Source organism: Nonomuraea sp. NPDC005983, from assembly GCF_040614375.1.
Taxonomy (GTDB): domain Bacteria; phylum Actinomycetota; class Actinomycetes; order Streptosporangiales; family Streptosporangiaceae; genus Nonomuraea.
Map to the genome: position 1 here is coordinate 16,136 of NZ_JBEXUP010000076.1, position 25,946 is coordinate 42,081.

General features: G+C 69.9%; 30 protein-coding genes. 8 read left to right on the top strand and 22 right to left on the bottom strand.

The annotated features are described in order from the left end of the window. Nucleotides 1–13 precede the first annotated feature (13 nt). From tatC to ABZ297_RS28785, 5 genes are read right to left on the bottom strand one after another with little or no spacing between them, the layout of a single operon-like run. Nucleotides 14–868 (bottom strand): twin-arginine translocase subunit TatC, encoded by an 855-nt coding sequence (tatC, locus tag ABZ297_RS28765; protein WP_355352023.1) that lies wholly within the window; start codon nt 866–868, stop codon nt 14–16. 30 nt (nt 869–898) lie between these two features. Continuing rightward, a complete protein-coding gene (gene tatA, locus ABZ297_RS28770) occupies nt 899–1,240 on the bottom strand; it encodes a Sec-independent protein translocase subunit TatA (protein ID WP_355352026.1) in 342 nt (113 codons plus the stop codon). Between the two features lie 28 nt (nt 1,241–1,268). Further along, complete coding sequence (locus ABZ297_RS28775; protein WP_355352029.1) at nt 1,269–1,469, bottom strand: hypothetical protein; 201 nt, start codon at nt 1,467–1,469, stop codon at nt 1,269–1,271. Beyond that, nucleotides 1,466–2,431, bottom strand: coding sequence for a WYL domain-containing protein (locus ABZ297_RS28780; protein ID WP_355352032.1), 966 nt, complete (start codon nt 2,429–2,431; stop codon nt 1,466–1,468). The genes ABZ297_RS28775 and ABZ297_RS28780 overlap by 4 nt, the downstream gene beginning before the upstream one ends. 52 nt (nt 2,432–2,483) lie before the next feature. Next, nucleotides 2,484–3,431 carry a WYL domain-containing protein gene (locus tag ABZ297_RS28785; protein ID WP_355352035.1) on the bottom strand — a complete coding sequence of 316 codons (948 nt, stop codon included), beginning with the start codon at nt 3,429–3,431 and terminating at the stop codon, nt 2,484–2,486. Nucleotides 3,432–3,466: 35 nt separating this feature from the next. Here ABZ297_RS28785 and ABZ297_RS28790 point away from each other — a divergent pair, with 35 nt between their 5' ends. After that, nucleotides 3,467–4,534 (top strand): DUF3866 family protein, encoded by a 1,068-nt coding sequence (locus ABZ297_RS28790; RefSeq protein WP_355352038.1) that lies wholly within the window; start codon nt 3,467–3,469, stop codon nt 4,532–4,534. On the opposite strand, the gene ABZ297_RS28795 is transcribed toward ABZ297_RS28790, so the two are convergent. From ABZ297_RS28795 to prcB, 9 genes are all read right to left on the bottom strand, one after another. Next, nucleotides 4,480–4,959, bottom strand: a complete 480-nt coding sequence (locus ABZ297_RS28795; protein WP_355352041.1) for a DUF3291 domain-containing protein — start codon at nt 4,957–4,959, stop codon at nt 4,480–4,482. The two genes, ABZ297_RS28790 and ABZ297_RS28795, sit on opposite strands and share 55 nt — an antisense overlap. Nucleotides 4,960–4,992: 33 nt before the next feature. Then, nucleotides 4,993–5,634 carry a helix-turn-helix domain-containing protein gene (locus tag ABZ297_RS28800; protein WP_355352044.1) on the bottom strand — a complete coding sequence of 214 codons (642 nt, stop codon included), beginning with the start codon at nt 5,632–5,634 and terminating at the stop codon, nt 4,993–4,995. A 19-nt stretch (nt 5,635–5,653) separates the two neighbouring features. After that, on the bottom strand, nt 5,654–5,917 hold the full coding sequence (locus tag ABZ297_RS28805; RefSeq protein ID WP_355352047.1) for an FKBP-type peptidyl-prolyl cis-trans isomerase: 264 nt from the start codon (nt 5,915–5,917) through the stop codon (nt 5,654–5,656). Then, the gene (locus ABZ297_RS28810; RefSeq protein WP_355352050.1) at nt 5,914–6,567 is read right to left on the bottom strand and encodes an FKBP-type peptidyl-prolyl cis-trans isomerase; all 654 of its coding nucleotides are present in this window, start codon (nt 6,565–6,567) and stop codon (nt 5,914–5,916) included. Before ABZ297_RS28810 ends, ABZ297_RS28805 begins: the two co-directional genes overlap by 4 nt. A gap of 84 nt (nt 6,568–6,651) precedes the next feature. Then, a complete protein-coding gene (locus tag ABZ297_RS28815; protein ID WP_355352053.1) occupies nt 6,652–7,587 on the bottom strand; it encodes an FKBP-type peptidyl-prolyl cis-trans isomerase in 936 nt (311 codons plus the stop codon). A 75-nt stretch (nt 7,588–7,662) separates the two neighbouring features. Continuing rightward, complete coding sequence (gene pafA, locus ABZ297_RS28820) at nt 7,663–9,021, bottom strand: Pup--protein ligase (RefSeq protein ID WP_355352056.1); 1,359 nt, start codon at nt 9,019–9,021, stop codon at nt 7,663–7,665. Nucleotides 9,022–9,168: 147 nt separating this feature from the next. Beyond that, nucleotides 9,169–9,696: a hypothetical protein gene (locus ABZ297_RS28825; protein WP_355352059.1), complete on the bottom strand. Its 528-nt coding sequence runs from the start codon at nt 9,694–9,696 to the stop codon at nt 9,169–9,171. 131 nt (nt 9,697–9,827) lie between these two features. Beyond that, nucleotides 9,828–10,712, bottom strand: a complete 885-nt coding sequence (prcA, locus tag ABZ297_RS28830; RefSeq protein ID WP_355352111.1) for a proteasome subunit alpha — start codon at nt 10,710–10,712, stop codon at nt 9,828–9,830. 21 nt (nt 10,713–10,733) lie between these two features. Continuing rightward, nucleotides 10,734–11,582, bottom strand: a complete 849-nt coding sequence (gene prcB / locus ABZ297_RS28835) for a proteasome subunit beta (RefSeq protein WP_355352062.1) — start codon at nt 11,580–11,582, stop codon at nt 10,734–10,736. A gap of 171 nt (nt 11,583–11,753) precedes the next feature. Between prcB and ABZ297_RS28840 the strand changes: the two genes are divergently transcribed. Then, on the top strand, nt 11,754–13,121 hold the full coding sequence (locus ABZ297_RS28840; protein WP_355352065.1) for an extracellular solute-binding protein: 1,368 nt from the start codon (nt 11,754–11,756) through the stop codon (nt 13,119–13,121). Between the two features lie 101 nt (nt 13,122–13,222). Beyond that, entirely contained in the window at nt 13,223–14,263 is a 1,041-nt protein-coding gene (locus tag ABZ297_RS28845) for a DNA polymerase IV (protein WP_355352068.1), read from the top strand. On the opposite strand, the gene ABZ297_RS28850 is transcribed toward ABZ297_RS28845, so the two are convergent. Together ABZ297_RS28850 and ABZ297_RS28855 are read right to left on the bottom strand one after the other, a co-directional pair. Further along, complete coding sequence (locus tag ABZ297_RS28850) at nt 14,260–14,523, bottom strand: endonuclease domain-containing protein (protein WP_355352114.1); 264 nt, start codon at nt 14,521–14,523, stop codon at nt 14,260–14,262. The two genes, ABZ297_RS28845 and ABZ297_RS28850, sit on opposite strands and share 4 nt — an antisense overlap. Before the next feature lie 6 nt (nt 14,524–14,529). Beyond that, entirely contained in the window at nt 14,530–14,739 is a 210-nt protein-coding gene (locus tag ABZ297_RS28855; protein ID WP_355352071.1) for a ubiquitin-like protein Pup, read from the bottom strand. A gap of 148 nt (nt 14,740–14,887) precedes the next feature. Here ABZ297_RS28855 and ABZ297_RS28860 point away from each other — a divergent pair, with 148 nt between their 5' ends. Continuing rightward, nucleotides 14,888–15,292, top strand: coding sequence for a hypothetical protein (locus ABZ297_RS28860; protein ID WP_355352074.1), 405 nt, complete (start codon nt 14,888–14,890; stop codon nt 15,290–15,292). 55 nt (nt 15,293–15,347) lie between these two features. Here ABZ297_RS28860 and dop read toward each other — a convergent pair whose 3' ends face one another. From dop to ABZ297_RS28880, 4 genes are all read right to left on the bottom strand, one after another. Next, nucleotides 15,348–16,859, bottom strand: a complete 1,512-nt coding sequence (gene dop / locus ABZ297_RS28865) for a depupylase/deamidase Dop (RefSeq protein ID WP_355352077.1) — start codon at nt 16,857–16,859, stop codon at nt 15,348–15,350. 85 nt (nt 16,860–16,944) lie between these two features. Beyond that, the gene (locus ABZ297_RS28870) at nt 16,945–18,069 is read right to left on the bottom strand and encodes an acyltransferase (RefSeq protein ID WP_355352081.1); all 1,125 of its coding nucleotides are present in this window, start codon (nt 18,067–18,069) and stop codon (nt 16,945–16,947) included. A 390-nt stretch (nt 18,070–18,459) separates the two neighbouring features. Beyond that, nucleotides 18,460–20,223 carry a proteasome ATPase gene (arc, locus tag ABZ297_RS28875; RefSeq protein WP_355352084.1) on the bottom strand — a complete coding sequence of 588 codons (1,764 nt, stop codon included), beginning with the start codon at nt 20,221–20,223 and terminating at the stop codon, nt 18,460–18,462. Nucleotides 20,224–20,427: 204 nt separating this feature from the next. Then, complete coding sequence (locus tag ABZ297_RS28880) at nt 20,428–21,276, bottom strand: tRNA (adenine-N1)-methyltransferase (protein WP_355352087.1); 849 nt, start codon at nt 21,274–21,276, stop codon at nt 20,428–20,430. A gap of 55 nt (nt 21,277–21,331) precedes the next feature. On the opposite strand from ABZ297_RS28880, the gene ABZ297_RS28885 reads away from it, so the two are divergent. Both ABZ297_RS28885 and ABZ297_RS28890 read left to right on the top strand, forming a co-directional pair. After that, nucleotides 21,332–22,450: a GNAT family N-acetyltransferase gene (locus ABZ297_RS28885; protein ID WP_355352090.1), complete on the top strand. Its 1,119-nt coding sequence runs from the start codon at nt 21,332–21,334 to the stop codon at nt 22,448–22,450. Nucleotides 22,451–22,580: 130 nt separating this feature from the next. Further along, complete coding sequence (locus ABZ297_RS28890) at nt 22,581–22,922, top strand: hypothetical protein (protein ID WP_355352093.1); 342 nt, start codon at nt 22,581–22,583, stop codon at nt 22,920–22,922. 14 nt (nt 22,923–22,936) lie between these two features. Here the strand turns inward: ABZ297_RS28890 and ABZ297_RS28895 are convergent, their stop codons facing one another. Next, nucleotides 22,937–23,635 (bottom strand): FadR/GntR family transcriptional regulator, encoded by a 699-nt coding sequence (locus ABZ297_RS28895; RefSeq protein ID WP_355352096.1) that lies wholly within the window; start codon nt 23,633–23,635, stop codon nt 22,937–22,939. Between the two features lie 137 nt (nt 23,636–23,772). Between ABZ297_RS28895 and ABZ297_RS28900 the strand changes: the two genes are divergently transcribed. Together ABZ297_RS28900 and ABZ297_RS28905 are read left to right on the top strand one after the other, a co-directional pair. After that, a complete protein-coding gene (locus tag ABZ297_RS28900) occupies nt 23,773–24,321 on the top strand; it encodes a gluconokinase (RefSeq protein WP_355352099.1) in 549 nt (182 codons plus the stop codon). A gap of 191 nt (nt 24,322–24,512) precedes the next feature. Continuing rightward, nucleotides 24,513–24,671 carry a hypothetical protein gene (locus tag ABZ297_RS28905; protein WP_355352102.1) on the top strand — a complete coding sequence of 53 codons (159 nt, stop codon included), beginning with the start codon at nt 24,513–24,515 and terminating at the stop codon, nt 24,669–24,671. Between the two features lie 56 nt (nt 24,672–24,727). On the opposite strand, the gene ABZ297_RS28910 is transcribed toward ABZ297_RS28905, so the two are convergent. After that, a partial coding sequence (locus tag ABZ297_RS28910; RefSeq protein WP_355352105.1) for an FHA domain-containing protein occupies nt 24,728–25,946 on the bottom strand: 1,219 nt, incomplete at its 5' end.

The window sequence follows — 25,946 nt, forward strand, 5'->3', positions numbered from 1 at the left end:
CGGAACCTACCGCTTATCGCCCGGGACCGGAATCCTCTTCTTCCAGCGACGAGGCCTCATCGTCGGACAGGTGCGAGAAGTCCTCGCCCGCGGGCAGCCGCTTCTCGCGCAGGTACATGAACAGCTCCGCGGCCGCGAACAGCAGGATCATCGGCGCGGCCAAGGCCATCATGGTGATCGGGTCGCCGCCGGGCGTGATGACGGCGCCGAACACGAACATCAGGAAGATGACCATCCGCCGGTGCTTGGCCACCGTGGCGTGCGACAGCACACCGATCACGTTGAGGAACACCAGCAACAGCGGAAGCTCGAAGGACACGCCGAAGATCAGCAACATGATCAGGACGTAGTCGAGATAGTCGTCGATCTGGATGGTCGCGACCGTGCCCTCGAGCGAGAACCCCAGCAGGATCGCCAGGCTGGTGTCCATGATGAAGTACGCCAGCACGGCGCCGAGGAGGAACAGCGGGATCGCCAGCCCGAGGAACGACAGCGAGTAACGCTTCTCTTTGCGGTAGAGCGCGGGCGTGACGAACGCCCAGATCTGGTAGAGCCACACAGGCGACGACAGCACCAGGCCGACCATCGCCGAGACCTTCAACGTGATGAAGAAGGACTGGAAGATGCCGCCGTAGGTGAGGGCGCAGTGTCCGTTGAGCTGGCGCGACTGGGAGGTCTGGCAGTACGGGGCTTTGATGAACTCCCACACCGGATCGAAGAAGATCCAGCCGATGATGATGCCCACGACCAACGCGAGCATCGCGATGAGCAGCCGGTTGCGCAGCTCACGCAGATGGTCCATCAACGGCATGCGACCCTCGGGGTCGCGTGCCTGCCCGCTGTCGCTCGACCGTTTGAGCAGCGCCATCTAGCAGTCCAAGGGTGAGGAGGGACAGGATCAGGCTTGCTTGTCGGCCTTCGCGGCAGCGGCGCCGGCGCGCAGCCTGGCCGCCTGCTCCTCCAGCTGGCGAGCCTGCTCCTCGGCCGACAGCACGGGCGCGGCCGGCGGGATCTGCTGCGAGGCGACCGGCTGCTGCTGCGGCTGGGCAGGCGCCGGAGCCTGCGTGGCCTGGACGGTGGTGGGAGCGTCCTCGTCGTCGCGGAGCTTGGCCGTCTCCGACTTGAAGATCCGCATCGACCTGCCGACGCCCCTTGCCATCTCCGGCAGTTTCTTCGCACCGAACAGCAGGACGAGCACGCCCGCGATGATGAGAAGCTCGGGGACTCCGAGATTTGACATGAAACGTCCTTTTTGAGCGAGTGCTGTTTCAGCCACGATCGTACGCTGCCGGGGGCCCGGTCTCATACCCCTGGTCTCGCAATCCGGGCCGCCTGGGCTCGATCTTCGCGCGAGCTTCGGCGACTTCCCTGTTCAGCCTACGTGCCGCGGACAGGACCCGGAACCCGGCGAGCGCCAACACCGCCAGCCCGGCGACGCCCAGCCCGATCGACAAGAAGATCCACGTCATGACCGGTGAGCGTACCGGGCCAGGGCCCGCTCGGCCTCCTCCCGCACCCGCCCGGCCATCGCGGGCGGCGAGACGACCCTGCCGGTGTCGCCGAGCCGCAGCGCCAGCCTGAGGATCCAGTCCTCGTCGCGGGCGCGCAGCGCGACCCGCAGCCGCCCCTCGCCCAGCTCGGCGACCTGCTCGCACGGGTAGTACTCGGCCACCCACCGCCCCGCGGCGGTCACCTCCAGCTCCACCAGCTCGTCGGTGGGCGAAGGACGGAAGACGCCCCGGGTGACGTCGATCGGCTCGGCCTCGGCGGGCGGGTCGGCGGGCACGTCCAGGACGTCCACGCCGAGCATCCGGTCGAGCCTGAACAGCCGCATCGCCTCGGCCCGGTAGCACCACCCCTCCAGGTAGGTGCGCCCGTCGACCATCACCAGCCGCGTCGGGTCCACCTCGCGCGGCGTCACCTCGTCGCGGCCGGGCACGTAGTAGCGCAGCGACAGCCTGCGCCTCCTGGTGAGCCCCTCACGCACGCGCGGCAGCGCGTCGGGGGCGGCGTCGACGTCGACCGCGACCTGGCTGCTCACCTCGGCGGCGCCCTCCCCCGCCGCGCGCTCCAGCTTGGCCGTCACCCGCGGCAGCGCGTCGCCCTGCGCCTCGGCCAGCTCGGGCGTGGCGGCCAGCATGCGCAGCGCGACCAGCAGCGCGCTGGCCTCGTCGATGCCGAGCCGCAGCGGTCTGGCGATGGTGTCGGCGTTGTCGATGATGATCTCGCCGCCGTCCCAGGACACGTCGATGAGGTCGCCGGGCGTGTGCCCCGGCAGCCCGCACATCCAGACCAGCTGCAGGTCGTCGATGAGCTGCTTCTCGCTCAGCCCGAACACCTCGGCCACCTCGCCGACCTGCGCCCCCGGATGGGACATCAGGTACGGCACCAGCGCCAGCAGCCTCGGCAGCCGGTCGGCCGACCCGCTCACGCCGGCTCTCCCGCGCTCGGCTCGCGGCGCTTGCAGCGCTCGCAGCGCTCGGTCATGCCAGGGCCCCCTTCAGTCGGCGGATCACGGCCTCGCGGGCGTCGGGCGGCTCGACCACCTCGACGTCGGAGCCCAGGCTGGCCATCCATCCGGCCAGCCGCTCGGGGTCGGTGAAGCGCAGCTCGGCCTCGTCCCAGCCGTCGGTGCCCGCGTGGACGGCGGCGGCGAGCTGGCGCAGGCCCTCGCACGCGCCCTGCCGCACGCGGATCACGGCGGTGCGCTCCTCCATCGGCTCGTCGGGGAAGCCGACCATGGCCCGCAGGTCCACCCCTTCCGGCACCTCGACGGCGCCCGGCCTGCCGACGGTCGTCACCTGGCCGGTGATGCGGCTCAGCCGGAAGGCGCGCGGCGCCTCGCGCCCGCGGTCGAACCCGGCCAGATACCAGCGCCCGCGCCGGCTGACCACGCCCCACGGCTCGACCAGGCGGCTGCGCACGCTCTCGCTGCCGGCGCCGCGGTAGTCGAAGCGCACCACGCGGCGGTCGCGCACGGCGTCCCACAGCGCCGGGAAGGCCGGGTCGCGGGTGTCGAGCCTCAGCTCCAGCGCGTCGCCCGCGCTGGCGTCGGTGGCGACGCCGCCCGCGCGCAGCTTCAGCAGCGCGCCGGACGCCGCCTCGGCCAGGCTGGCCCGCTGCCACACCTGCGCGGCCAGGCCCAGCACGGCCGCCTCGTCGGGCTCCAGGGTGATCTCGGGCAGCTCGTAGGACTCCCGCTCGATCCGGTAGCCCGGCTCGTCCTCCCACGGGTCGCGGACCACGTCGATGGGGATACCGATCTCACGCAGCTCGTTCTTGTCACGCTCGAACATCCGCTGGAACGCCTCGTCGCCGTCGCGGTCGTAACCGGGCACGGCCTGGCGGATCTGCTCGGCCGACAAGGGGCGGTGGGTGGCGAGCAGGCAGATCACGAGATTCAGCAACCGCTCGGTCTTACGGCGCGACATCTGCACTCCTCCTTCAACGACGCTACCCTGCCCCCGTGATCAGATGGCGCAAGGGCGAGGTGTTGCGGGTCCGGCGCGAGTGGCCGGGGGCGGTGGAGCTGGACGTCGCCGTCCCCGAAGGGGAGTGCCGGGCGCTGGCCTACCCTCCCCTGGTGGGCCGCCCGGAACCCGGCGACGAGGTGCTGCTCAACACGACGGCACTCGCGATGGGTCTCGGTACGGGAGGTTACGCCATGGTGGTGGCCGTCCCGAACCGTTTGCCGGAAGATCCCGATGGTCCGGGGCACCTGGTGAAGGCCCGGTACACGCCGCTCCAGGCCACGGTGCTCGGCGCGGACGAGCAGGACTCGCCGTTCCACGACGTCCTGCGCGAGGCCGACTCGCTCGACGGGATGCCGGTTGTGGTGTCCGACCTGCACTCGGCGCTGCCGCCGATCCTGTGCGGGCTGCGCGAGTCACGCCCGGACGTCCGGGTCGCGTACGTCATGCAGGACGGCGGCGCGCTGCCCGCGTGGTTCTCGATGTCGTGCGCGAAGCTGCGCGAGGCCGGCTGGCTGGCGGGCGTCGTCACGGTCGGGCAGGCGTTCGGCGGGGACGTGGAGGCGGTGACGACGCACACCGGGCTGCTGGCGGCCAGGCACGTGCTGGAGGCCGACGTGGCGATCGTCACGCAGGGCCCCGGCAACCTGGGGTCGGGCACCCGGTGGGGGTTCTCCGGCGTGATGGCGGGCGAGGCGGTCAACGCCGCCGCCGTGCTGCTCGGGCGTCCGGTGGCGGCGCTGCGGGTCAGCGAGGGCGACCGGCGCGAGCGGCACTACGGGGTCTCGCACCACTCGCTGACCGCCTACGGACGGGTCGCGCTGGCGCCCGCCCAGGTGCCCGTGCCGGAGCTGCCGGGCACGTTCGGCGAGCTGGTCAGGGACCAGTCGGAGCTGCTGGCCGTCCGGCACGAGCTGGTGCCGGTGCCGGTCGGCGGGCTGCACGAGGCGCTGCGCGCCTCCCCTGTCAGGCTGTCGACGATGGGACGCGGCCTGGAGGAGGACCTGGCCTACTTCCTGACGTCGGCGGCGGCGGGCAGGTTCGCGGCCTCGCTGCTGTCGTAGGAGTCCTTGAAGGTGAACGCCTCGGGGCTCGGCCCGTGGGTCTTGAGGCGTTCCAGGCGACGCATGGCTTCGCCGAGGGTCGGGATCTCGCCTTCGGGGATCCACCACATCACCATGTACGGCTCCGCCATGCGCAGGAACCAGTCCCTGCGCCGCCGCAGCACGCCCAGATGGGCGCTGCGGTAGACGTAGTTCCAGAGCGTCTCCAGCGACTCCCACACCGAGAAGTTGATGAGCAGGTGGTCGCCGTAGTCGTGGACGACGGTCGCGGACGGGTCCTGCTCGCTCTCCTTGAGCCGCCACACGAACCCGGGGGACTCATCGGCGACGGCGTTGACGGGTTCGAGCAGGGCGACGAACTCGGCGAGCTCGGGGGCGTCGATGGGGGCCCGCAGGTGCGCGATGTTGAGCTGGGCGAGATGCATGACGCTCAGCAGACCACCCCCGACCCTTCTATGTCAATCTCCGTTTATTTTAGAAAGGGCGACACAGCACTCCCCCGGCCGGGGATCGAGCTCCGCGCGTCCGGGATCGTCACCGAGCCCCTCCAGCAGCCCCTGGCACAGCGCCAGGTTCATCGAGCAGACCAGCAGCGGCTGCTCTTCGGCCAGCACATGGAAGGGGCAGTTGCGCAGCCGCAACCGCCCGCCCGCACGGTACGGCTCGTAGCCGCGCTCGCGCAGCACGTCCTCGACGGGCATGGCACGCCCACCGGCCAGCCGCCTACCGGCCCGGCGGGCGGACTCCTCGGCCTGCTCCTCGGCCCCCAGCACCGCCACGACGTCGGCCAGTACGGAGGCGAGCGCCTGGTAGTCGCGCGGCGGCAGGCTCACCGACCGCTCGCCCGCGGCCCTGCGGTACACCTTCGCCGGACGCCCGCTGCCCGGCCCCTTGCGCTCCTGCGCCCTGAACCCGCTCTCCAGCAGGCCGGCCTCGACCAGCTTGTCGAGATGGTGACCGGCGAGTGTCCTGGACACCCCCGCGGCCTCCGCGGCCTCACCCCTGCCCACGTCACCGCCGCCGGAGGCCACCGCCTCGTACAGGCTCCGCCGTACCGGGTCGTGCAGCAGCGCCAGCGTCTCCAGGTCGTCTCCGCTCACAGCCGGAGTCTAGGACCACCTAGTAGGCGGCGAGCACGTCGACCACGAAGACCAAGGTGTCACGCGCGCGGATGCCGAAGGCCGGCCGGCCCGTCGGCCCGTACCCGTAGGCGGGCGGGACGATCATCAGCACCCGGCTGCCGACCGGCACGCCGGCCAGCGCCCGGTCCCAGCCCTTGATCACGCTGCCGTCGCCGATCTTGAAGGCTTTCGGCAGGCCGGTACTCCAGGTGGCGTCGAAGATGCGGCGCCGGCTCCAGATCGCGCCCTCGTACTGTGTCACCAGCAGCTGCCCCGCCTGCACCCTGCGCCCGCGCCCCCTGACGAGGACCTTGGCGGCGAACCTCCTGGGCGGCGCCGCCGCCGGAACCGACAGCCCGGGACGGGTACCACCCGTGACCCGCACCCCCGCCAGCGAGCCGCCGCGCCCTTGACCGACACGCCCCTGGCGTGGGCGCCGAGGATGTCGATCACGTAGAGCAAATCGTCGCCGGGGCCGACGCCCTGCGGCGGGTTCGCGCCGAACCCCTCCCCCGGCGGGATGGCGGCGACGATCCGGCTGCCCACCCTGCGCCCCCGCAGCGCCCTGTCGAGCCCCGGCAGCAGCCGCCCCACTGGGAACGCGGCCGGAGCGCCCCGGTTGAAGCTGGAGTCGACGAGCCGGTTCGCGCCGCCGTCCCACACGTGCGCCGTGTACTGCACGATCGCCACGGCGTCCGGCTCCAGCGGCGCGCCCTTCCCCTCGGCCGGCTGGTTCACCCGCAGGCCGGCGGCGGGCCTGCCGGCGGGGAAGACGATCGTCGGCCTGGCGCCGAACGCGCCGCCGACCTCCGGCTCCGCGCCGCCCGGGGCACCGTTCGGCGCAGGCACCTCGTCGGTGCACGCCGCCAGCAGCGCCAGCGGTAACAGCAGCGCGACGGCGCGACGGCGCATCGGAGCCCTCCCAACGCAGTGGCCCGGCCGGCACTGGCACGAAACGCCAGGCCGCCGGGCCACGCGATGCTACCGCGTTATCGATCAGTACGCGGAGAGAACGTCCACCACGAACACCAGCGTGCTGTTGGCCGGGATGCCCTGCTGCGCCTGGGCGCCGTAGCCGAGGTCCGGCGGGATGCTCATCACCACGCGGCTGCCGACCGGCACCCCCGCGAGGCCCTGCTGCCAGCCCTTGATCACGTTGCTCAGCGGGAACTCGGCCGGCTGACCCCTGCCCCAGCTCGAGTCGAACTCCTTGTCGGTGCCCCAGATCTTGCCCGTGTAGTGCACGGTCAGCGTCTGGGTCGGCTGCACCTTCGCGCCCGTGCCCTCGATCAGGGTCTTGACCACCAGCTCCTTGGACGGCTTCTCGCCCGTCTTCGTCGTCAGCGTGGGCGCCTTGTCACCGCCCGGGTTCACCACCTTGACGCCCTTGAGGCTGTCGCCCGTCTCCTTGCCGGTGGCGGCCTTCAGCGGGGTGGGCGGCGTGCCGACCACGTCCAGGACGAACACCTTCGTCGGCTGGGCCTGCTGACCCTGCTGCTGCGCCGGCGCCGCGTCGGCGGCCAGCACCGCCAGCAGCCGGCCGCCGTGCTTCACCTGCGTGAAACCGTCCTGCAGCACCTTGGGCAGCTGCCCGTCGACCGGGATCGTCTCCGGCGCCTTGGTGTCGTAGGAGGAGCCCTGCAGGGCGTTGCCCTTGCCGTCCCAGTTGTAGACCGTCAGGTTGACGATGACCTTGTCGCCGCTCTTCACCGCGGGCCCGGTGCCGGGCGTGATCACCTCGTAGGACGACTTGGTGGCGGGCGTGCCGGAGGGGAAGGTCACCGTGGGCTTGGCTCCCACGTTCCCGGTGACCTTCACCCCGGACGCCTCGCCCGCGGCGGCGGTCGACGTACCCGACCCGGAGTCGGAGCCGCACGCTGCGGCGAAGAAGATCAAAGGCACGGCGGCCAGAGCGGCCAGAGCGCGGCGCATGGGTTTCCCTCGGAAAGACGGCAGATTCGCGTCACCCTACCCGACATCAAGGTAGGGCCGAGGTAAACCCATTCACTACATTCCGGCGATCAGTTTGTCGACCCTCTCGTCCACGCTGCGGAACGGGTCCTTGCACAGCACCGTCCGCTGCGCCTGGTCGTTCAGCTTCAGATGCACCCAGTCGACCGTGAAGTCACGCCGCTTCTCCTGCGCCCTGCGGATGAACTCGCCGCGCAGCCGCGCCCTGGTCGTCTGCGGCGGCACCGACTTCGCCTCGAAGATCCGCAGGTCGGACGCCACCCGCTCCACCGAACCACGCTTCTGCAGCAGGTAGAACAGGCCCCGCTTACGGTGCACGTCATGGTAGGCGAGGTCCAGCTGCGCCACCCGCGGCGACGACAGCGGCAGGTCGTACTTCTTGCGGTACCGCTCGATCAGCTGGTATTTCGTCACCCAGTCGATCTCGCGTGACACCAGGTCGAGATCGCCCGTCTCGACCGCGCGCAGCGTGCGCTCCCACAGCTCCAGCACCCGGTCGGTGATCGGGTCGCCGCCGCGCCTGTCGACGAAGTCCTTCGCCTTGGTCAGGTACTCCTGCTGGATCTCCAGGCTCGACGCCTCGCGCCCGTTGGCCAGCCGCACCCTGCGCCTGCCCGTCATGTCGTGCGACACCTCGCGGATCGCCCTGATCGGGTTCTCCAGCGACAGGTCACGCATCACCGTGCCCGCCTCGATCATGCGCAGCACCAGGTCCGTCGCGCCGACCTTGAGCAGCATCGTGGTTTCGCTCATGTTCGAGTCGCCCACGATGACGTGCAGGCGGCGGAACCGCTCGGCGTCGGCGTGCGGCTCGTCACGCGTGTTGATGATCGGCCTGGACCGTGTCGTCGCCGACGACACGCCCTCCCAGATGTGCTCGGCCCGCTGCGACACGCAGTAGACCGCGCCGCGCGGCGTCTGCAGCACCTTGCCGGCGCCGCAGATGATCTGCCGCGTCACCAGGAACGGGATGAGCACGTCGGCCAGCCGCCCGAACTCACCGTGCCTGCCCACGAGATAGTTCTCATGGCAACCGTAGGAGTTGCCCGCGGAGTCGGTGTTGTTCTTGAACAGGTAGATGTCACCGGCGATGCCCTCCTCGCGCAGCCGCTTCTCGGCGTCGACGAGAAGGCCCTCGAGGATGCGCTCGCCCGCCTTGTCATGGGTGACGAGCTCGATGACGTTGTCACACTCGGGTGTTGCGTACTCAGGATGGCTGCCCACGTCGAGGTAGAGGCGGGCGCCGTTGCGGAGGAAGACGTTGCTCGATCGGCCCCAGGACACGACCCGCCGGAACAGGTAGCGCGCGACCTCGTCGGGCGACAGCCTGCGCTGCCCCCGGAACGTGCAGGTCACACCGTACTCGTTCTCCAGCCCGAAGATGCGACGATCCATCACCTCACACTATGCCTATGGATCGGCTGGCGGGAGAGATCTCCGTCGCGTTTTCCACCTCGGTTGGACAACTGGCCGAAATATCGTCGTTTTCCGCACGCCACCCCCGCGTCAGGACCCCGCGCGCGGGGGTGGCCTGGCCCGGGGTCACGGGGTGTAGATCTCCTGGACCTGGACGATCCGGCCCTTGTAGACCGTGATCAGCGCCGGCTGCCGGTGGTCGGCGTGACGCCTGATCAGCTCCGTGCGGGAGCACCGCTTGCTGCCGAGCCCGGTGTTGCGGGTCACGGTGATGCCGGCCATCGACGACGAGCAGCCGTACGCCGACAGGAACACCACGTCCTTGGCGATCTGCGAGGAGTACGCCATCAAGTCGCCCTCGGACGGCCCGACGAAGCCCCCCTCGGTCTGGGTGCCCTTCTTCCACTTGATCGGCGTGTACTCCGCCTCGCTCCCGCCGACGTGCGTGATCCAGCCGCGCAGGATGCCGTCGTGCCGGGAGCTGATGTGCTTGCTGAAGTCGTGCTTCGGGTCAGCCTGGAACGTCGTGCCGAAGGGCTTCGGAGCCTTGTACTTGGGGAACGGGGCAGCGGACGCGCTCGCCACCGCACCGGACGTCAGGACCACGGCCGCGGCGGCGCCGCCCGCCAGGAGGATGCGCAGGGAAGTCTTCACGGACATTGAGATCCCTGACCACGCCGCCACGTTCACCCAGACGCCTGTGATCCACCTCACATCGCCACGTCACCACGCCGTCGCAGCTCCGAACCCCTCCGCCAGACGTCGCAGAGGGGTTCGGCGAGCGGCTAGAGCGGGGAGGAGCCGTCGTCCACGTCGCCGTCGGGGCCCGTCGGCGGCGGCGTGTCGGGGCCCGTCGGGGGCGGGGTGGGGCTCGCCTGCTCCTTCGGCTGCTCCGCGGACGGCTGCTCTGCGGACGGCTGCTCTGCGGACGGCTGCTCTGCGGACGGCTGCTCTGCGGACGGCTTTTCCGGCGCCCCCTCCTGCTCCGCGGACCGGCCCAGCAGCCGCTCCAGGCGGCCGCCCGTCAGGCGGAGGAACTTGCGGTGCTCCCGGTTACGGTCAAGGACCGCCACCTCCAGCTGACCCACCGGAGGCCGCTCGCCGCCCGGTTCCGTCAGCGCCGCCAGCGCCACCCCCAGCGCCTCGCCCAGCGCCATCGACTCCCGGTAGCGCTCCTTCAGCCGGGCCGCCACCGCCTCCGCCTGACCGCCCATCGCGGCGAAGCCGTGCTCGTCGAAGACCGAGCCGTCGAAGGTCAACCGGTAGATCGCGTCGCCGTCGGGCGTGTCGCCCACCTCGGCCACGACGACCTCCACCTCCAGCGACTTGATCGACTCGGTGAAGATCCGGCCCAGGTTCGACGCGTACAGGTTCGCCAGGCCGCGGCCCGTCACGTCGGAGCGGTCGTAGGTGTAGCCGTTGATGTCGGCGTAGCGGATACCGCCCAGCCGCAGCTCCTCGAACTCGTTGTACCGCCCCACCGCCGCGAAGCCGATGCGGTCGTAGATCTCACTGATCTTGTGCAGCGCCCGAGAAGGGTTCGGCGCCACGAACAGGATGCCGTCCTCGTACTGCAGGACGACGACCGAGCGGCCCCGCGCGATGCCCTTGCGCGCGTAGTCCGCCTTGTCCCGCATGATCTGCTCAGGGGACGCATATCCAAAAGGCATGGACACGTGGAGTGGTCCTTTCTAGCGCAACGGAGCGATGGGGCCGTCAGGGGAGATCAGCCGCGCCTCGAGCATCCGCTCGACATATCCGGACACCTGCTCATCCGTCAGCCGGCGGTAGCCGTCGGCGTCGACCACCGACACGATCGGCCAGATCTTCCTCGTCACGTCGGGGCCGCCCGTCGCCGAGTCGTCGTCGGCCGCGTCGTACAGCGCCTGGATCAACGTCATCGTCATGTCGTCGGCCGACGCGCCCTCGCGGTACAGCTTCTTCAGCGAGCCCCTGGCGAAGATCGAACCCGATCCGATCGCGTCGAACCTCTCACGCTCGTACGGGCCACCCGCCACGTCGTAGCTGAAGATCCGGCCCTCGCCCTTGTCGGGGTCGTAGGCGGCGAACAGCGGCACCACCACCAGCCCCTGCATCGCCATCCCCAGATTGCCACGGATCATGGTCGCCAGCCGGTTCGCCTTGCCGGCCACCGACATCGTCCGGCCTTCCAGCTTCTCGTAGTGCTCCAGCTCGACCCGGTAGAGCCTGGCCATCTCGATGCCGGTGCTGGCGGTGCCCGCGATGCCCATGCACGAATAGTCGTCGGCGCGGTACACCTTCTCCACGTCACGCTGCGAGATGACGTTGCCCGAGGTGGCCCGCCGGTCGCCCGCCATCACCACACCACCTGCGAAGGTGGCGGCGATGATCGTGGTCGCGTGCGGAACCTGGTCGCTGATCGGGGTCGCCAGAACCGTCTCGCGATGCGGCAACAGCTCGGGCGCGTACGAACCGACGAACTCCGTGAACGACGAACTACCTGTGTTCTGGAAAAGCTGGTTCACCAAGCCTGCGGGCAGATCCCTGTGCGATGCCACGCGACTCCCTCCCAAAGGTCAGTGTTCCTAGGGCGACCCTACTCATGTTGCGTTGCTGTCTGCACTTCCCACGATCAGCTCACGGCGAACCGTTCATCAGATCGTTTCTTTACGCCCGGCACAGCCCGTGCGATTGTCGGTATGTCTGCACGTCCTCAACAGGAGGCCGACATGCGACCCCCCACCCGACCTGCGGCGATCGCGGCCATCACCGTCCTGACGCTCGCCTCCTGCGGAACCGGCGCACCCCCGGGACAGGAGACCGTCACCCTCACCATCGCCGCCAACTCGATCTCCGGCGGCAAGAACTCCGAATCCGCCGACTGGATCAAACAGTGGGTCATCCCCGGCTTCGAGAAGGACCACCGCAACGTCAAGGTGCTCTTCCGGCCGAGCGGCGTCGACGACGAGCAGTACAAGACGAAGATCGCGCTCGACTTCAAGGCCAGAGGCGGAGCCGACGTCATCGACCTCGACGGCATCTGGGTCGGCGAGTTCGCCCAGGCCGGCTACATCAAACCGCTCGCCGAGGTCGGCGGGCCCGTCGTCGACTCCTGGGAGGGCTGGTCACAGATCCCCCAGGCCGTGCAGGGGCTCGGCATCTTCGACGGCAAGAAGTACGGCCTCCCCCAGGGCACCGACGGACGCGTCCTGTTCTACAACAAGACCCTCTTCAGGAAGGCCGGACTGCCCGAACAGTGGCAGCCGAGAAGCTGGCAGGAGATCATCGACGCCGGCGGCAAGCTGAAGGCCGCCGGCGTGCCCGTCCCCATCCAGATCGACGCCGGCACCGCCATGGGCGAGGCCACCACCATGCAGGGCGTCCTGCCGCTGCTCGCCGGCGCGGGAGCCGAGATCTACGCCAACGGCAAATGGACCGGCGCCTCCCAGGCCATGAAGGACGTCCTCCGCTTCTACCAGCAGATCTACGGCGGCAGCGGTCTCGGCGACCCCAAACTCCAGCAAGAGGCCAAAGGCCGCGACAAATCGTTCGCCCAGTTCGCCGAAGGCAAGATCGCCATCCTCGCCGAAAGCGACTACTTCTGGCGATCCGTCATCGAACCCGGAGCCGGCATCGCGCCCATGAAGGACCGCGACCAGACCGTCGGCTACGCCAGGATCCCCGCCAGGCAGCCAGGCGCCGGCATCCGCGGCCAGGACCACGTCAGCATGTCCGGCGGGGCCGTCCGCGTCCTCAACCCCTTCTCCAAGAACCCCAAGCTCGCCTGGGAACTGCTCGCCTTCATGCACTCCGCCGCCGCCACCAAGGCCCAGCTCGCCGGACAGGTGCGCATCAGCTCCCGCGGCGACGTCAACGACGAGGTGCTCACCGACGACCCCATGCTGAAGTACATCGCCGACGACGTCCTGCCCATCACCGCCTACCGGCCGGGCGTCGCCGTCTACCCGAACGTCTCCGTCGCCCTCCAGGAGGCCACCGCCGCCGTCGTCAACGGCAAGAGCCCCGACGAGGCCGCCGCGGCCTACCAGGCCAAGCTGGCAGACCTGGTCGGCGGCGCGGCCAACGTCAGCGGCTGACCACCACGCGCTCCGCCCCGCACGGCCCGCACGCTCCGCGACTCGGGCGCGCGTCCCACAGGCGCCGCGACGACGGCCGCCTTGCGGGAATACTGGAAAGCGTGGTGCCAACCCGCGACTGGATCCTCCACGTCGACCTCGACCAGTTCATCGCCGCCGTCGAGCTCCTCCGGCACCCCGAACTCCGCGGCAGGCCCGTCGTCGTGGGCGGCGACGGCGACCCGACCCGGCCCCGCACCGTGGCCGCCACCGCCACCTACGAGGCCCGCGAGCACGGAGTCCACTCGGGCATGCCCCTGCGCACCGCACTGCGCCGCTGCCCCGACGCCGTCTTCCTCCCCACCGACCCGCCCGCCTACGAAGCCGCCAGCCGGCGCGTCATGGCCATCCTGCGCGCGTTCCCCGTACAGGTCGAGATCTGGGGCTGGGACGAAGCCTTCATCGGCGGCCACACCGACGACCCCGAACAACTCGCCGCCGACATCCAGCGGGCCGTCCACGCCGGCACCGGCCTCACCTGCTCCGTCGGCATCGGCGACAACAAACACCAGGCCAAACTCGCCTCAGCCTTCGCCAAACCCGCCGGCGTCTACCGGCTCACCAGCGAGAACTGGGCAGCCGTCATGAACGACCGCCCCACCGACGCCCTCTGGGGCATCGGCGGCAAGATCTCCAAGAAACTCGCCGACCTCGGCCTGCATACCGTCGCCCAACTGGCCGCTGCCGACCCCCACGACCTCGCCGGCCACTTCGGCCCCACCAACGGCCCCTGGTATCGCTACCTCGCCCTCGGCAAGGGCGAAGCCGAGGTCGTCACCACCCCCTGGATCGCGCGCGGCCACAGCCGCGAGATCACCTACCGGGAGGACCTCACCGACCCGGCCGAAATCCGCGCGCAGATCGCCGCCCTGGCCCAGCAGGTCGCCACGGACGCGACCGAGGCGGGACGGCTCGCCATCCGGGTCTCGGTGAAAGTCCGCTTCACGCCCTTCCTCACCCGGACCCGCCAGTCCAAGCTCCCTTCCGCCACCCGTGACCCCGCCGAGCTCACCCGCGCGGCCCTGACCGTCCTCGACCGCTTCGAGCTCACCCGCCCGATCCGCCTGCTCGGCGTCGCCGTCGACTACCAGATGCCCGGCTAGCGCACCCTGGTCGCCCGCGCGTAGAAACCGGACCGCGCGTCCTCCTCAGCCCGGATCAACTCCCGCACCTCCTCCTCGGAAACCTCCGAGAGCTCGCACTCCTCGAAGGTCGCCTCGACATAGGACAGCGCCCGCCACACCACCTCGGGATCGTCCCTGAACTGGCCGATCCCCGTGTTGCACGGCAGACACAACGCACGGCGGACCTCGCCGGAGCGGTGGCTGTAACCGGCGAACCTCCACCCCCCGAACCCGGGGATTCGTGGCTATTCGCCGCCCTTCTGTACATATGACCTGACGAACTCCTCTGCATTCTCTTCGAGAACTTCGTCGATTTCGTCCAGGATCGCGTCGACGTCGTCCGTGAGCTTCTCCTGGCGCTCCTGAACCTCCGGGGCCGCCGACGCCTCGGTCTCCTCGACCTCGGCCTCGCGCCGGCCAGCCTGCCGCTGGCCGCCGGTGTCCTTGCTAGCCATGTCCTACCTCCACGTCGGGGGACTACCTCTTACGGATATCTTCCCCGAACCGGCCGACATTGCGCGCGCATCACCCTGCGATCTTGCGACCTTGACTAGATAGTATGACTATCCAATAATGGACCGGCGTCCACACAGGAGGTTTGCGATGTCCCCCTCGTCCCTGAGCACGGCCGGTGTGCTCCTCATCACAGTGCCGACGATCGCCTTCGGCGGCGTCTCCCTGCTGACGTTCCTGATGCGGAACGTCCCCGGCTACCTGGACAACCCGGTGCGGCGCGGCCTGTGGCGGGCTGGGCACGCGCACGCGGGCGTGCTGGTCCTGTTCGGCCTGGTGGCGATGCTCTACGTGGACCAGTCCGACCTGTCAGCCCCGCTGAGGACCCTGGTCCGGACGTTGATCGTGGCCGCGCCGATCCTGATGCCGCTGGGCTTCTTCCTGTCGGTCGTGCGCCCGAGCGACACCAAGCCGAGCAAGCTGATCTGGCTGACCGTCGCGGGCGGGGTGTGCCTGGCCGCGGGCACGCTGATCCTGGGCATCGGGTTGCTCTGACCGGACGTCCCGGCAGACCCGCGTCGCCCTTGGCGCATCCGCGACGGCGGCCCCGCTACTCGCCGGTGAGGGCGGCCACGAGGTCGGCGGCGGTGCGGCAGCGGTCGAAGAGCTCGCCGACGTGCGTCTTGGTGCCGCGCAGCGGCTCCAAGGTGGGGACGCGCTGGAGCGACTCCCTGCCGGGAATGTCGAAGATGACGGAGTCCCAGGACGCGGCGGCGACGGATTCGCTGTACTGGCGCAGGCAGCGCCCGCGGAAGTAGGCCCTGGTGTCGGTGGGCGGGTTCTCGACGGCCCGTTGCACCTCTTCCTCGGTGACGAGGCGCTGCATGCGCCCGCGGGCGACGAGCCGGTTGTACAGGCCGCGGTCGGGACGGATGTCGGAGTACTGCAGGTCGACGAGCTGAAGGCGGGGGTGCGACCAGGCGAGGCCGTCGCGGGTGCGGTAGCCCTCGAGGAGTTCGAGTTTGGCGACCCAGTCGAGCTCGCGGGAGAGCTGCATGGGGTCTTCCGCGAGGCGGGCGAGGACGGACTCCCAGCGGTCGAGGATGTCCTTGTTCATCTCGTCCTGGGCGGTGCCGCGCTCCTCGACATACTTGCGGGCCTGCTCGAGGTACTCCATCTGGAGCTGGACGGCGGTGAGCTTGCGGCCGTCGCGCATGGGGATCTCGTAGCGGCAGCTGGGGTCGTGCGAGACGGCGCGGAGCGCTTGGACGGGGTTGTCGACGGCGAGGTCGCGGGTGAGGAAGCCGTCCTCGATCATGGCGAGGACGAGCGTGGTGCTCCCCAGCTTCAGGTATGTCGATATTTCCGACATGTTGGCGTCGCCGATGATCACGTGGAGGCGGCGGTACTTCTCAGGGTCGGCGTGCGGCTCGTCGCGGGTGTTGATGATGGGCCGCTTGAGCGTGGTCTCGAGGCCGACCTCGACTTCGAAGAAGTCCGCGCGCTGGCTGATCTGGAAGCCCTCGCCACGGGAGTCCTGGCCGATGCCGACCTTGCCCGCGCCGACGATGACCTGGCGGCTGACGAAGAAGGGGGTGAGGTGGCGGACGATGTCGGCGAAGGGGGTGGCGCGCCGCATGAGGTAGTTCTCGTGGCAGCCGTAGGACGCGCCCTTGGCGTCGGTGTTGTTCTTGTACAGCTGGATGGGCGCGTTGGACGGGATGGCCGAGGCGCGCTGCGTGGCGTCGTACATCACGCGTTCGCCGGCCTTGTCCCAGATGACGGCGGCGCGCGGGTTCGTGCACTCGGGGGTGGAGTACTCGGGGTGCGCATGGTCGACGTACAGGCGCGCGCCGTTGGTCAGGATGACGTTGGCGAGGCCGAGGTCCTCGTCGGTGAGCTGGCTGGGGTCGGCTACCTCGCGGGCCAGGTCGAAGCCGCGGGCGTCGCGCAGGGGGTTCTCCTCTTCGAAGTCCCATCTGGCTCTGCGCGCGCGGGCCGCCGAAGCGGCCAGGTAGGCGTTCACGACCTGCGAGGAGGTCACCATCGCGTTCGCGCCTGGCTGCCCGGGTACGGAGATGCCGTACTCGGTCTCGATGCCCATCACCCGACGCACCGTCATGCGCACCCTCTGTTCGTCCGGATCTGTCTATCCGCCGTTTATATGCCCGAGCCTATGCCCTTCACAGTGCCCCAAGGCCACAGAGTTATGGCACCGACGCCTTTTCCTCCTGTACTACCGGAGCTGTTGTGGTTTGCGGGTGTCTGCGCGGCTTAAGGAGTCGCTGGATGGGCCGTTCGGCAAAGGAGTAAACGAGATACGACACCACGACAGCCGCCAGGGTGACGAGCAGAGCGGTGGCCCACGGGGGCAAAGTGCCGGTGAGATGGGGAATGAGCGCCACGGCGACGACGGAGTGGAAGAGGTAAAGCGGGTAGGTGGTGCCGCCGAGCGCGGTGAGCACCCTGGAGGGGCGCAGGCGCAGCAGACCGAGGGCCACCAGCGACATGGCGGCGAAGATCAGAGTGACGGTGACGATGACGCTGACCTCGCTGACGGGCATGTTCGCGAACCCGGCGACCTTGATCCGGCCACGGACGCGTTCGAGCGCGGAGTGCAGCGACATGCCCCACCCGGCGACCACGTAGAGCCATGGAAGCCAGGCGCTGCCGTGCTTGTGGATCAGATAGAGCGCCATCCCGGCCACGAAGTAGGGGGCGTAGCGGGGCATCACGATCTCGTTGACGATCTCGTTGCCGAGCAGTTCCGCGCCGAAGGCGGCGGCCAGCCAGACACCCGCGAACACCAGGACGCGGCCGTAGGTGACGCCGATGATCACGAGGATGGCCATCAGCAGGTAGAACCGGAGTTCGGCCCAGAGCGACCAGTAGACGCCGTTGGCGTCGACGATCTTGAACAGCCGCTGGAACATGCTGGCGTTGACCAGGTACTCCCCTGGCGAAAGTTTTGGGTCCAGGGCCTTGGCGCCGGTGAGGCCGTACAGGGCGGCGACGGCGGCGAGGCTGAGCCAGTACGCCGGGTACAGGCGGACCAGCCGCGAGCGGGCGAACGCGCCGAGCCCGCGCCCCCAGACGCTCATCAGGATGACGAAGCCGCTGATGACGAAGAACAGCTCGACACCGAGGATGCCTAACCCCGCGAAGGGGGCGAGGGCGGGGAAGAGCTCGGCGGGGCGGTCGCCCCAGACGGAGGCGAAGGCGATGAGGTAGTGGAAGGCGAGCACGGCCAGGGCGGCGATGAACCGCAGGAGGTCAAGCTCGGCCAGCCGGCCGTTCCCGTGAGCATGCCTCGGCCGGTTGGGTGGATGCACGCCCCTTTGACGCCTCAGTAGTCACATTGGTTCCCTTCCGTCACAGAAAAGCCGATCACCTCCCGGGCCGGCGGGGCGCCTCCACACCGTGCGCGTACGACGTCCCCGGCGGCTGTCGCCATGCGACTCCGCTCATGACCAGCGAGAAACGGCTCACTCCTGGGACTTGAGGTCCTCCAAACCGGTCGCGACCAGCATCGGCGTGAACTCCACGACGGTGTGCGTGGCGACGCCCCCACGAGGACGACTACTGCGCCGGTCCGGCCCGGTGCTCGTGGTACGGCACGCAGGCGCTCTGATCGCCGCAGCCACCCTGCCCGGCTGACGAGCCCCCAGAGACAGCCCAGAGGGGCCGCGCGGCCAACCCGCGCGGCCCCTCCGACCGGCTCGTTACAGGTACTGGCCGGTGTTGGCCACGGTGTCGATGGAGCGCCCGGCTTCCGTGCCCTGCTTGCCGGAGACGAGCGTACGGATGTAGACGATCCGTTCGCCCTTCTTGCCGGAGATGCGGGCCCAGTCGTCGGGGTTGGTGGTGTTGGGCAGGTCCTCGTTCTCGGAGAACTCGTCGACGCAGGCCGTGAGCAGGTGCTGCACCCGCAGCCCCTTCTGGCCGCTTTCGAGGAACTGCTTGATCGCCATCTTCTTGCCCCGGTCGACGATGTTCTGGATCATCGCGCCGGAGTTGAAGTCCTTGAAGTACAGGACTTCCTTGTCGCCGTTGGCGTAGGTCACCTCGAGGAAGCGGTTCTCCTCGCTCTCGGTGTACATCCGCTCCACGACACTCTGGATCATGCCGTGGATGGTGGCTTCGGGGGAGCCGCCGTGCTCGGCGAGGTCGTCCGGGTGCAGCGGGAGTTCGGCGATGAGGTACTTGGAGAAGATGTCCTTCGCCGCCTCGGCGTCGGGCCGCTCGATCTTGATCTTGACGTCCAGGCGGCCGGGCCGCAGGATCGCGGGGTCGATCATGTCCTCGCGGTTGGAGGCGCCGATGACGATGACGTTCTCCAGGCCCTCGACGCCGTCGATCTCCGACAACAGCTGAGGGACGATGGTGTTCTCGACGTCGGACGACACGCCCGAGCCTCGGGTACGGAAGATCGAGTCCATCTCGTCGAAGAACACGATCACCGGCGTGCCCTCCGAGGCCTTCTCCCGGGCCCGCTGGAAGACCAGGCGGATGTGCCGCTCGGTCTCGCCGACGTACTTGTTGAGCAGCTCGGGGCCCTTGATGTTGAGGAAGAAGCTCTTGCCTGACTGGCCGGTCTTCTCCGCGACCTGCTTGGCCAGGGAGTTGGCGACGGCCTTGGCGATGAGCGTCTTGCCGCAGCCGGGCGGCCCGTACAGCAGCACGCCCTTGGGCGGGCGGAGCTTGTGCTCGCGGAACAGGTCGGCGTGCAGGTAGGGCAGCTCGATGGCGTCCCTGATCTGCTCGATCTGCCGCATGAGGCCGCCGATCTCCTCGTAGGAGATGTCGGGGACCTCTTCGAGCACGAGCTCTTCGACTTCGGACTTGGGGATGCGCTCGTAGACGTAGCCCGACCTGGGTTCGAGCAGCAGCGAGTCGCCTGCCCTGATGGGCTGTCCGACCAGCGAGTCGGCCAGTCGTACGACGCGCTCCTCGTCGGCGTGTGAGATGACCAGGGCGCGCTTGCCCTCGTCGAGCAGTTCCTTGAGCATCACGATCTCGCCGACCTCTTCGTAGCCGAGTGCTTCGACCACGTTGAGCGCCTCGTTCAGCATGACCTCCTGGCCACGCTTGAGCGAGTCGACGTCGACGGCGGGGCTGACGTTCACCCGCAGCTTGCGGCCCCCGGTGAACACCTCGATCGTGCCGTCTTCTCTGGCCTCGAGGAAGGTGCCGAAGCCGGATGGCGGCTGCGCCAGCCGGTCGACCTCCTCCTTGAGGGCGACGATCTGGTCTCTGGCCTCCTTGAGGGTTGACACCAGGCGCTCGTTCTGGCCGGTAACGGCCGCGAGGTTCGCCTGCGCCTCATGGAGACGCTCTTCGAGGACTCTGGCCTGACGGGGTGACTCGGCCAGCTTCCGCCTCAGCGCGGTGATCTCCTCTTGGAGGAAGGAGACCTGTGTTGAAAGATCAGCGACCTCCCGTTCGCGCTGCGCGGCTCGAGCCTCAGCATCATCGCGAGCTGCCACGCCCCGTCACCTCCTTCCCAGTCGAGGGCGACTACTTAGGACCTTACCTATCTCGGGCCCCTCCGTAACCTGGCCGGGCAGTGTTCGTAGAGTGACATTCTGTATTCGGTGACTAATCCCTAAAAGTGCGTTTAATACTCCCAGCACAGGAACACAGCGATCTGTTCCCGTGTCACGCACCAACGCACCCTCGTGGCCAAATTGTCATAGTTCTTCGGTGGTTCCCTTCGGTCGTCGGCGACGTGGCGGCGGTGTCACGCCGTCCGCCATGCGGCGGGCGGTGACAAGGAACCCCGTGTGGCCGATCATCCGGTGATCGGGCCGTACGGCGAGACCTTCGACATGCCAGTCGCGAACCAGGGTCTCCCACGCATGGGGCTCGGTGAAACTCCCGTGATCCCGAATGACCTCGACCGTCTTGGACAGCTGCGTGGTCGTGGCCACGTAGCAGCAGATGACCCCGCCGGGCGTGAGGGCCTTGGCGGCCGCGTCGACGCACTCCCAGGGGGCGAGCATGTCGAGGATCACCCGGTCGACGTCGGCCTCGTCGATCGAGGAGGCCAGGTCGCCCACGACGAGGCGCCAGGAGTCGACGGGGCCGCCGTAGAACTTCTCCACGTTCTTGCGGGCGACGTCGGCGAACTCCTCGCGCCGCTCGTAGGACGTGACGTGCCCCTCGGGGCCGACGGCCCGCAGCAGGAAGCAGGTCAGCGCGCCGGAGCCCACCCCGGCCTCGACGACGCGGGCGCCGGGGAAGATGTCGGCCATGCCGACGATCATCGAGGCGTCCTTGGGGTAGATGACCGCCGCGCCGCGCGGCATGGCGAGCGTGTAGTCCTGCAGCAGGTGGCGGAAGGCGAGGTAGAGGGTGCCGCCGGAGGAGCGCACCACGGAGCCTTCAGGCTGCCCGATCAGGTCGCTGTGCGGGATGGCGCCCTTGTGCGTGTGGAAGACGCCGTCCTGCTTGAGCGTGATCGTGTGACGCTTGTTCTTGGGGTCGGTGAGCTGCACCTGATCCCCCACCTGGAAAGGCCCATGCCTGCGGAAACCCATGGCGGCAAGGTTATAGGGCTTTCGAGCGAGCGCTGACGCGCGATATCTATGGGGGATGTTTCCGCGCGAAGTGATCTCCACCGGCTCGCTGGTCCTGCGAGCGCCCGTCTCGGGCGACGCCGAAGCGGTGGTGAGGGCCTGCACCGACCCGGTGACGGCCAGGTTCCTGCCGTTGCTGCCCGACCCGTACGAGCTGAGCGACGCGCACGAGTACCTGCGACTGGCGGCGGCCAAGTGGGACGGCGGCGGCGCGGAGTTCACGATCACGGAGAACGGCCAGTACCTCGGCGCGGTGGGCCTCACGGCGCCCGACCGGTGGGAGACGGCGGCGATCGGCTACCTGGTGGCGCCGTGGGCGCGGGGCAAGGGCGTGGCGAGCGCGGCGGCGCGGGCCGTGACGGAGTGGGCCGTCGACCGCGGCGTGCACCGCGTGGAGCTGATGGCGGAGGTGGAGAACGTGGCGAGCCTGCAGGTGGCACGCAAGGCGGGCTTCACCGAGGAGGGCCGCAGGCGCGACGTCAAGAGGCTGCGTGACGGGCGGCGCACCGACCACATCGCCTTCGCCAGGCTCGCCCATGACTCCGGGGAGGCGGTCGAGCCGTACCTGCCGTTCTTCGACGGCGGCGAGCTGAGCGACGGCGTCGTGTCGCTGACGCCGATAGAGGTCGGCGACGCCGCCGACGTCCACCGGATGCTGGCCGAGCCGAGTGTGGCCGCCTATAGAGTCGGCCCGGCCGGCACACTGGAGGACGACGAGCGTCGCTGCCGGTACACCGGTTACTGGTGGGTGTCGGGGCAGCGGATCGAGCTGGCGGTCAGGGACGCGGCCACCGGGGCGTTCGCGGGGCACCTGCAGCTCGCCCAGGTCGCGCCGTTGGCCGCGCAGGGCATGGTCGGGTACTCGCTGCTGCCGGACTTCCGCGGCCGGGGTTTCATGACGCGGGCGGTGCGGCTGCTGGTCGACTGGGCGTTCGCGCACACGGCGCTGCACCGGATCGTGGCGGGCACCGTCGTGAGCAACACGGCGTCGCAGGCGGTGCTGGAGCGGGCCGGGTTCGTCCGTGAGTCCGTGCACAGGGAGCTGTTCCCCAATCCGGACGGGTCGCGGGCCGACGACATCGGATGGGTCAGGCTCCGTCCGTCAACGTCACGAAAAATCCCCATTTCCGGTTGAGGGACTGCTCAAGGTGCTGCCTGGGGGTAATACTCAGGGTCCCCGTTCCCGGGGCACGCGCGATCGGGGTGCGCGGCCTCGCCGCCCTCGACGAGGGACTCCCATGAGATCCTGCCAGGTGGATATCGCCATGCGCGAACTCATCGCCTCGTTCTCCTGCCTCGACTCCGGCAGGCTGGTCGAGCGTCTCGTGCGCTCGGCCGCCGCGGTCGCCGGAACGTCGTACGCGGGGCTCGCCCAGGTCGATCCGCTGCGCGAGGAGGCGCACACGCAGTACCTGCACGGGCCGCCCGGCGATCCGCTGCGGGTGCGGCGGTGGCTGCGGCAGTCGGGGGTGCTCAAGGAACTGGCGGGCGCGCCGGCTCCGGTGCTGCTGCCGCGCGACGCGGAGGTGGGCGAGCCCGGTTTCATGGCGACGCCGGTGCCGCTGGCCACCCGCGACCACGCGTTTGGTAGCGCCTCGTCCGCGTGAGGGCCCCGTGGGCGCTAGTCGCCCACCATCGCGCGGGTGGCCTCCTCGACGATGTCGCGCATGGCGCGTTCGGCCTCGACCGGGTCGCCCGCCTGCACCGCCTGTGCGACCTCCGCGTGCCAGCGGATCGCGACCGGCTCCGGGAGGACGGGCATCAGGTGGTGGTGGGTGCGTCCCGCCAGGACTTCGGCGACGACCGTGGTGAGCGCGCCGAGCATCTCGTTGCCCGAGGCTTCGAGAAGGGTGCGGTGGAAGTCGATGTCGGCGGCGAGGTACGCCTCCAGGTCGCCGGACTTGCCGTGGACGGCCATCCGCATGACGGCGCCGGTCAGCTCGCCGCACTGCTCGGGGGTGGCGTGCGTGGCGGCCAGGGCGGCGGCCACGGGTTCGACGCCGCGGCGCAGTTCGCCGAGCGAGCGCAGCAGGGATTCACGCTCGCCGCTGTCGAGCCGCCAGCGGATGATGCGCGGGTCGAACAGGTTCCAGGCGGCGCGGACGGAGACGGTGACGCCCACGCGGCGGCGGCTGCTGACCATGCCCATGGATTCGAGGACCCGGATGGCCTCGCGCACGACGGTGCGGGACACCCCGAACCGGGCTTCGAGCTGCTCGATCCTGAGCACCTGCCCCGGCGCGTACTCGCCCGAGACCACCAGCGTGCCCAGCTGGTCGAGGACGCTGCCGTGCAGCCCTGGCCGGTTGTCGTCTCCCATAGGGGCTAATCCTCACACGAATCGCGCTGATCACCGCATCGAGGGGATCAAAAGTATGATTTATCCAATGTTTCATCTTGATTAATATGACACAGCGTGCCAGTCTGGCCGACACTCGAGGTCGAGAGGTAGTTCGCATGGACGTACGCCAGCCCCCTGGTCGGCACCCGCTCGTGGTCGTGATGGGCGTCACGGGGTCGGGCAAGACCACGGTCGGCGCCGCGCTCGCCGCGCGCCTGGGGGTGCCGTTCGCCGACGCCGACGACTTCCACAGCCCGCAGAACGTGGCCAAGATGTCGGCCGGGATCCCCCTGGACGACGCCGACCGGCTGCCGTGGCTGCGGGCGGTGGGCGCGTGGCTCGCCGGTCACACCGGGACCGGCGCGGTGATGGGCTGCTCGGCGCTCAAGCGCTCCTACCGCGACCTGCTGCGGGAGTCCGTCCCGCGGCTGAGTTTCCTGCACCTCGACGGCGACGCCGAGGTGATCAGGCAGCGGGTGGCGCACCGGCCCGGTCACTTCATGCCCGCATCGCTGGTGGCCTCCCAGCTGGCGACGCTCGAGCCGCTCGGGCCCGGGGAGCGCGGGGTCGTCCTGGACCTGTCGCTGCCCGTCGGCGAGCTCGTCGACGCCTATCTCACCGCCTGCCCGCCGCAACCGGCCCCTCGCACACCAGGAGAAGCATGATGACCACTCCCCCCTCCCCGCGGCCGCCGGGGAGGCGGCCGTCTCCAGCGGACGGCTCGTTCCGGCGGCGCTCGTCGGCATCGCCGTCATCGTCGTCCTGATCACGCAGCTGAAGGTACGGCCTCCGGCATCCTGGCTCCGCTGGTGACGCATCTCAGCACGGGCGAGACGTCGCTGCTGGTGCCGGGTCGTTGTTCTTCTCGCACGTCAACGACGCGAGCTTCTGGCTGGTCAAGGAGCACTTCGGACTGTCGGTCGGGCAGACGATCAAGTCGTGGTCGCTGATGGAGACGGTGATCTCGGTCGTCGGCCTGGCGCTGGTCCTGCTCGTCAGCCCGTTGGTGGCGTAACGACGGCGACGCCCGCGCTCCCTCTCCCGGGGGCGCGGGCGTCGTGGTGTGGCGGGTCAGCTCCGGTGCGCCTCGAAGCGCAGCGTGCGGGAGACGCCGACGCGGACCGTGGTGCCGGGCGCGATGGTGACCGGCTCGTTGGGCGGGATGTCGTAGAAGTTGGGGTCGCCGGGCGGCTGGATCTGGGTGCCGTTGACCGAGCCCAGGTCGACCAGGTTGACGTCCCAGCCGTCGAGCGCCACGCGCAGGTGGCGGCGGGAGACCGAGCCGTCGGGGCTGGTGACCTTGGCGGGGCGGGCGGAGCCGCCCGCCACCTCGGGCGCCCGCTCGGGGTCGCGGCCGAGCAGGTAGTCGCTCTCCAGGGTCAGCGTGGTGCCGTCGTCGAGGACGAGCACGCCGAGCGAGGGACGCGGGCCCTTGTAGGGGACGAGCGTGCGCTGCACGAGCGCGATGCCGCACACCGCGCAGTACGGCACCCGGGGGTCGTTGAAGTGGTCGTTCTTGCAGTCGACCCCGTAGACCAGCGGGCGGTCGCCATGGTCGGGCTGCTCCTGCGGCGGCGGCACCGGCTGGTCGAACGGCGGCGGGCCGGGCTGGTCGAACGGCGGCGGCCCCGGCTGGTCGAACGGCTGCTCGCGGGGCGGGCCCTGGTCGAACGGCGTGACCGGGTCGAAGTGCGGGGACGGCTGGTCGAAGGTCTCGGGCCCGGCGCCGTTGCCCGCGGGCGCCGGTTCGTCGAAGGACGGGAACGGGCCGGGCTGCGGCTCGACGGGCAGCGGCGGCGGCTCGGAGGCCGGCAGGTAGGGCGACGGCTCCACCACCGGCGGCTGCGGCCCGGAGGGCGGGCCCTGCACCGACGGCTGCGGCCCCGACGTGCTGGACGACTGAGGCCCCTGCACGGCGGACTGATCGGGCCCCGACAGGGGGTAGGGCGCCATCGGCACCTGCGGCCGCTCCGCGGGCGGCGGGCTCTGCGGCACCAGCTCGGGGTCGGTGTAGACGCCGGTGCTGGGCATCTCGCTGGTGAGCGGCGTGGCGGCGGCCCGCTCGCCGCCCAGCGGCCTGGCCTCGCCCGCGAACGGCCTGGACGCGGCGTCCTCGCTGAGGTCGCCCACGAGGCCGCCGCCGTGCACCACGCCGCCCTCGAGGTGGACGGCCGGGTGCGGCTGCCCGGCGCCGGGGCGGCTCAGCTCCACCCGCTCGTCGGGCCCGGTGACCAGCCGGTCGGCCCCGGTCAGTGTGTGGCTGCCGGCGAGGGGGGTGTCGCCGGTCGCG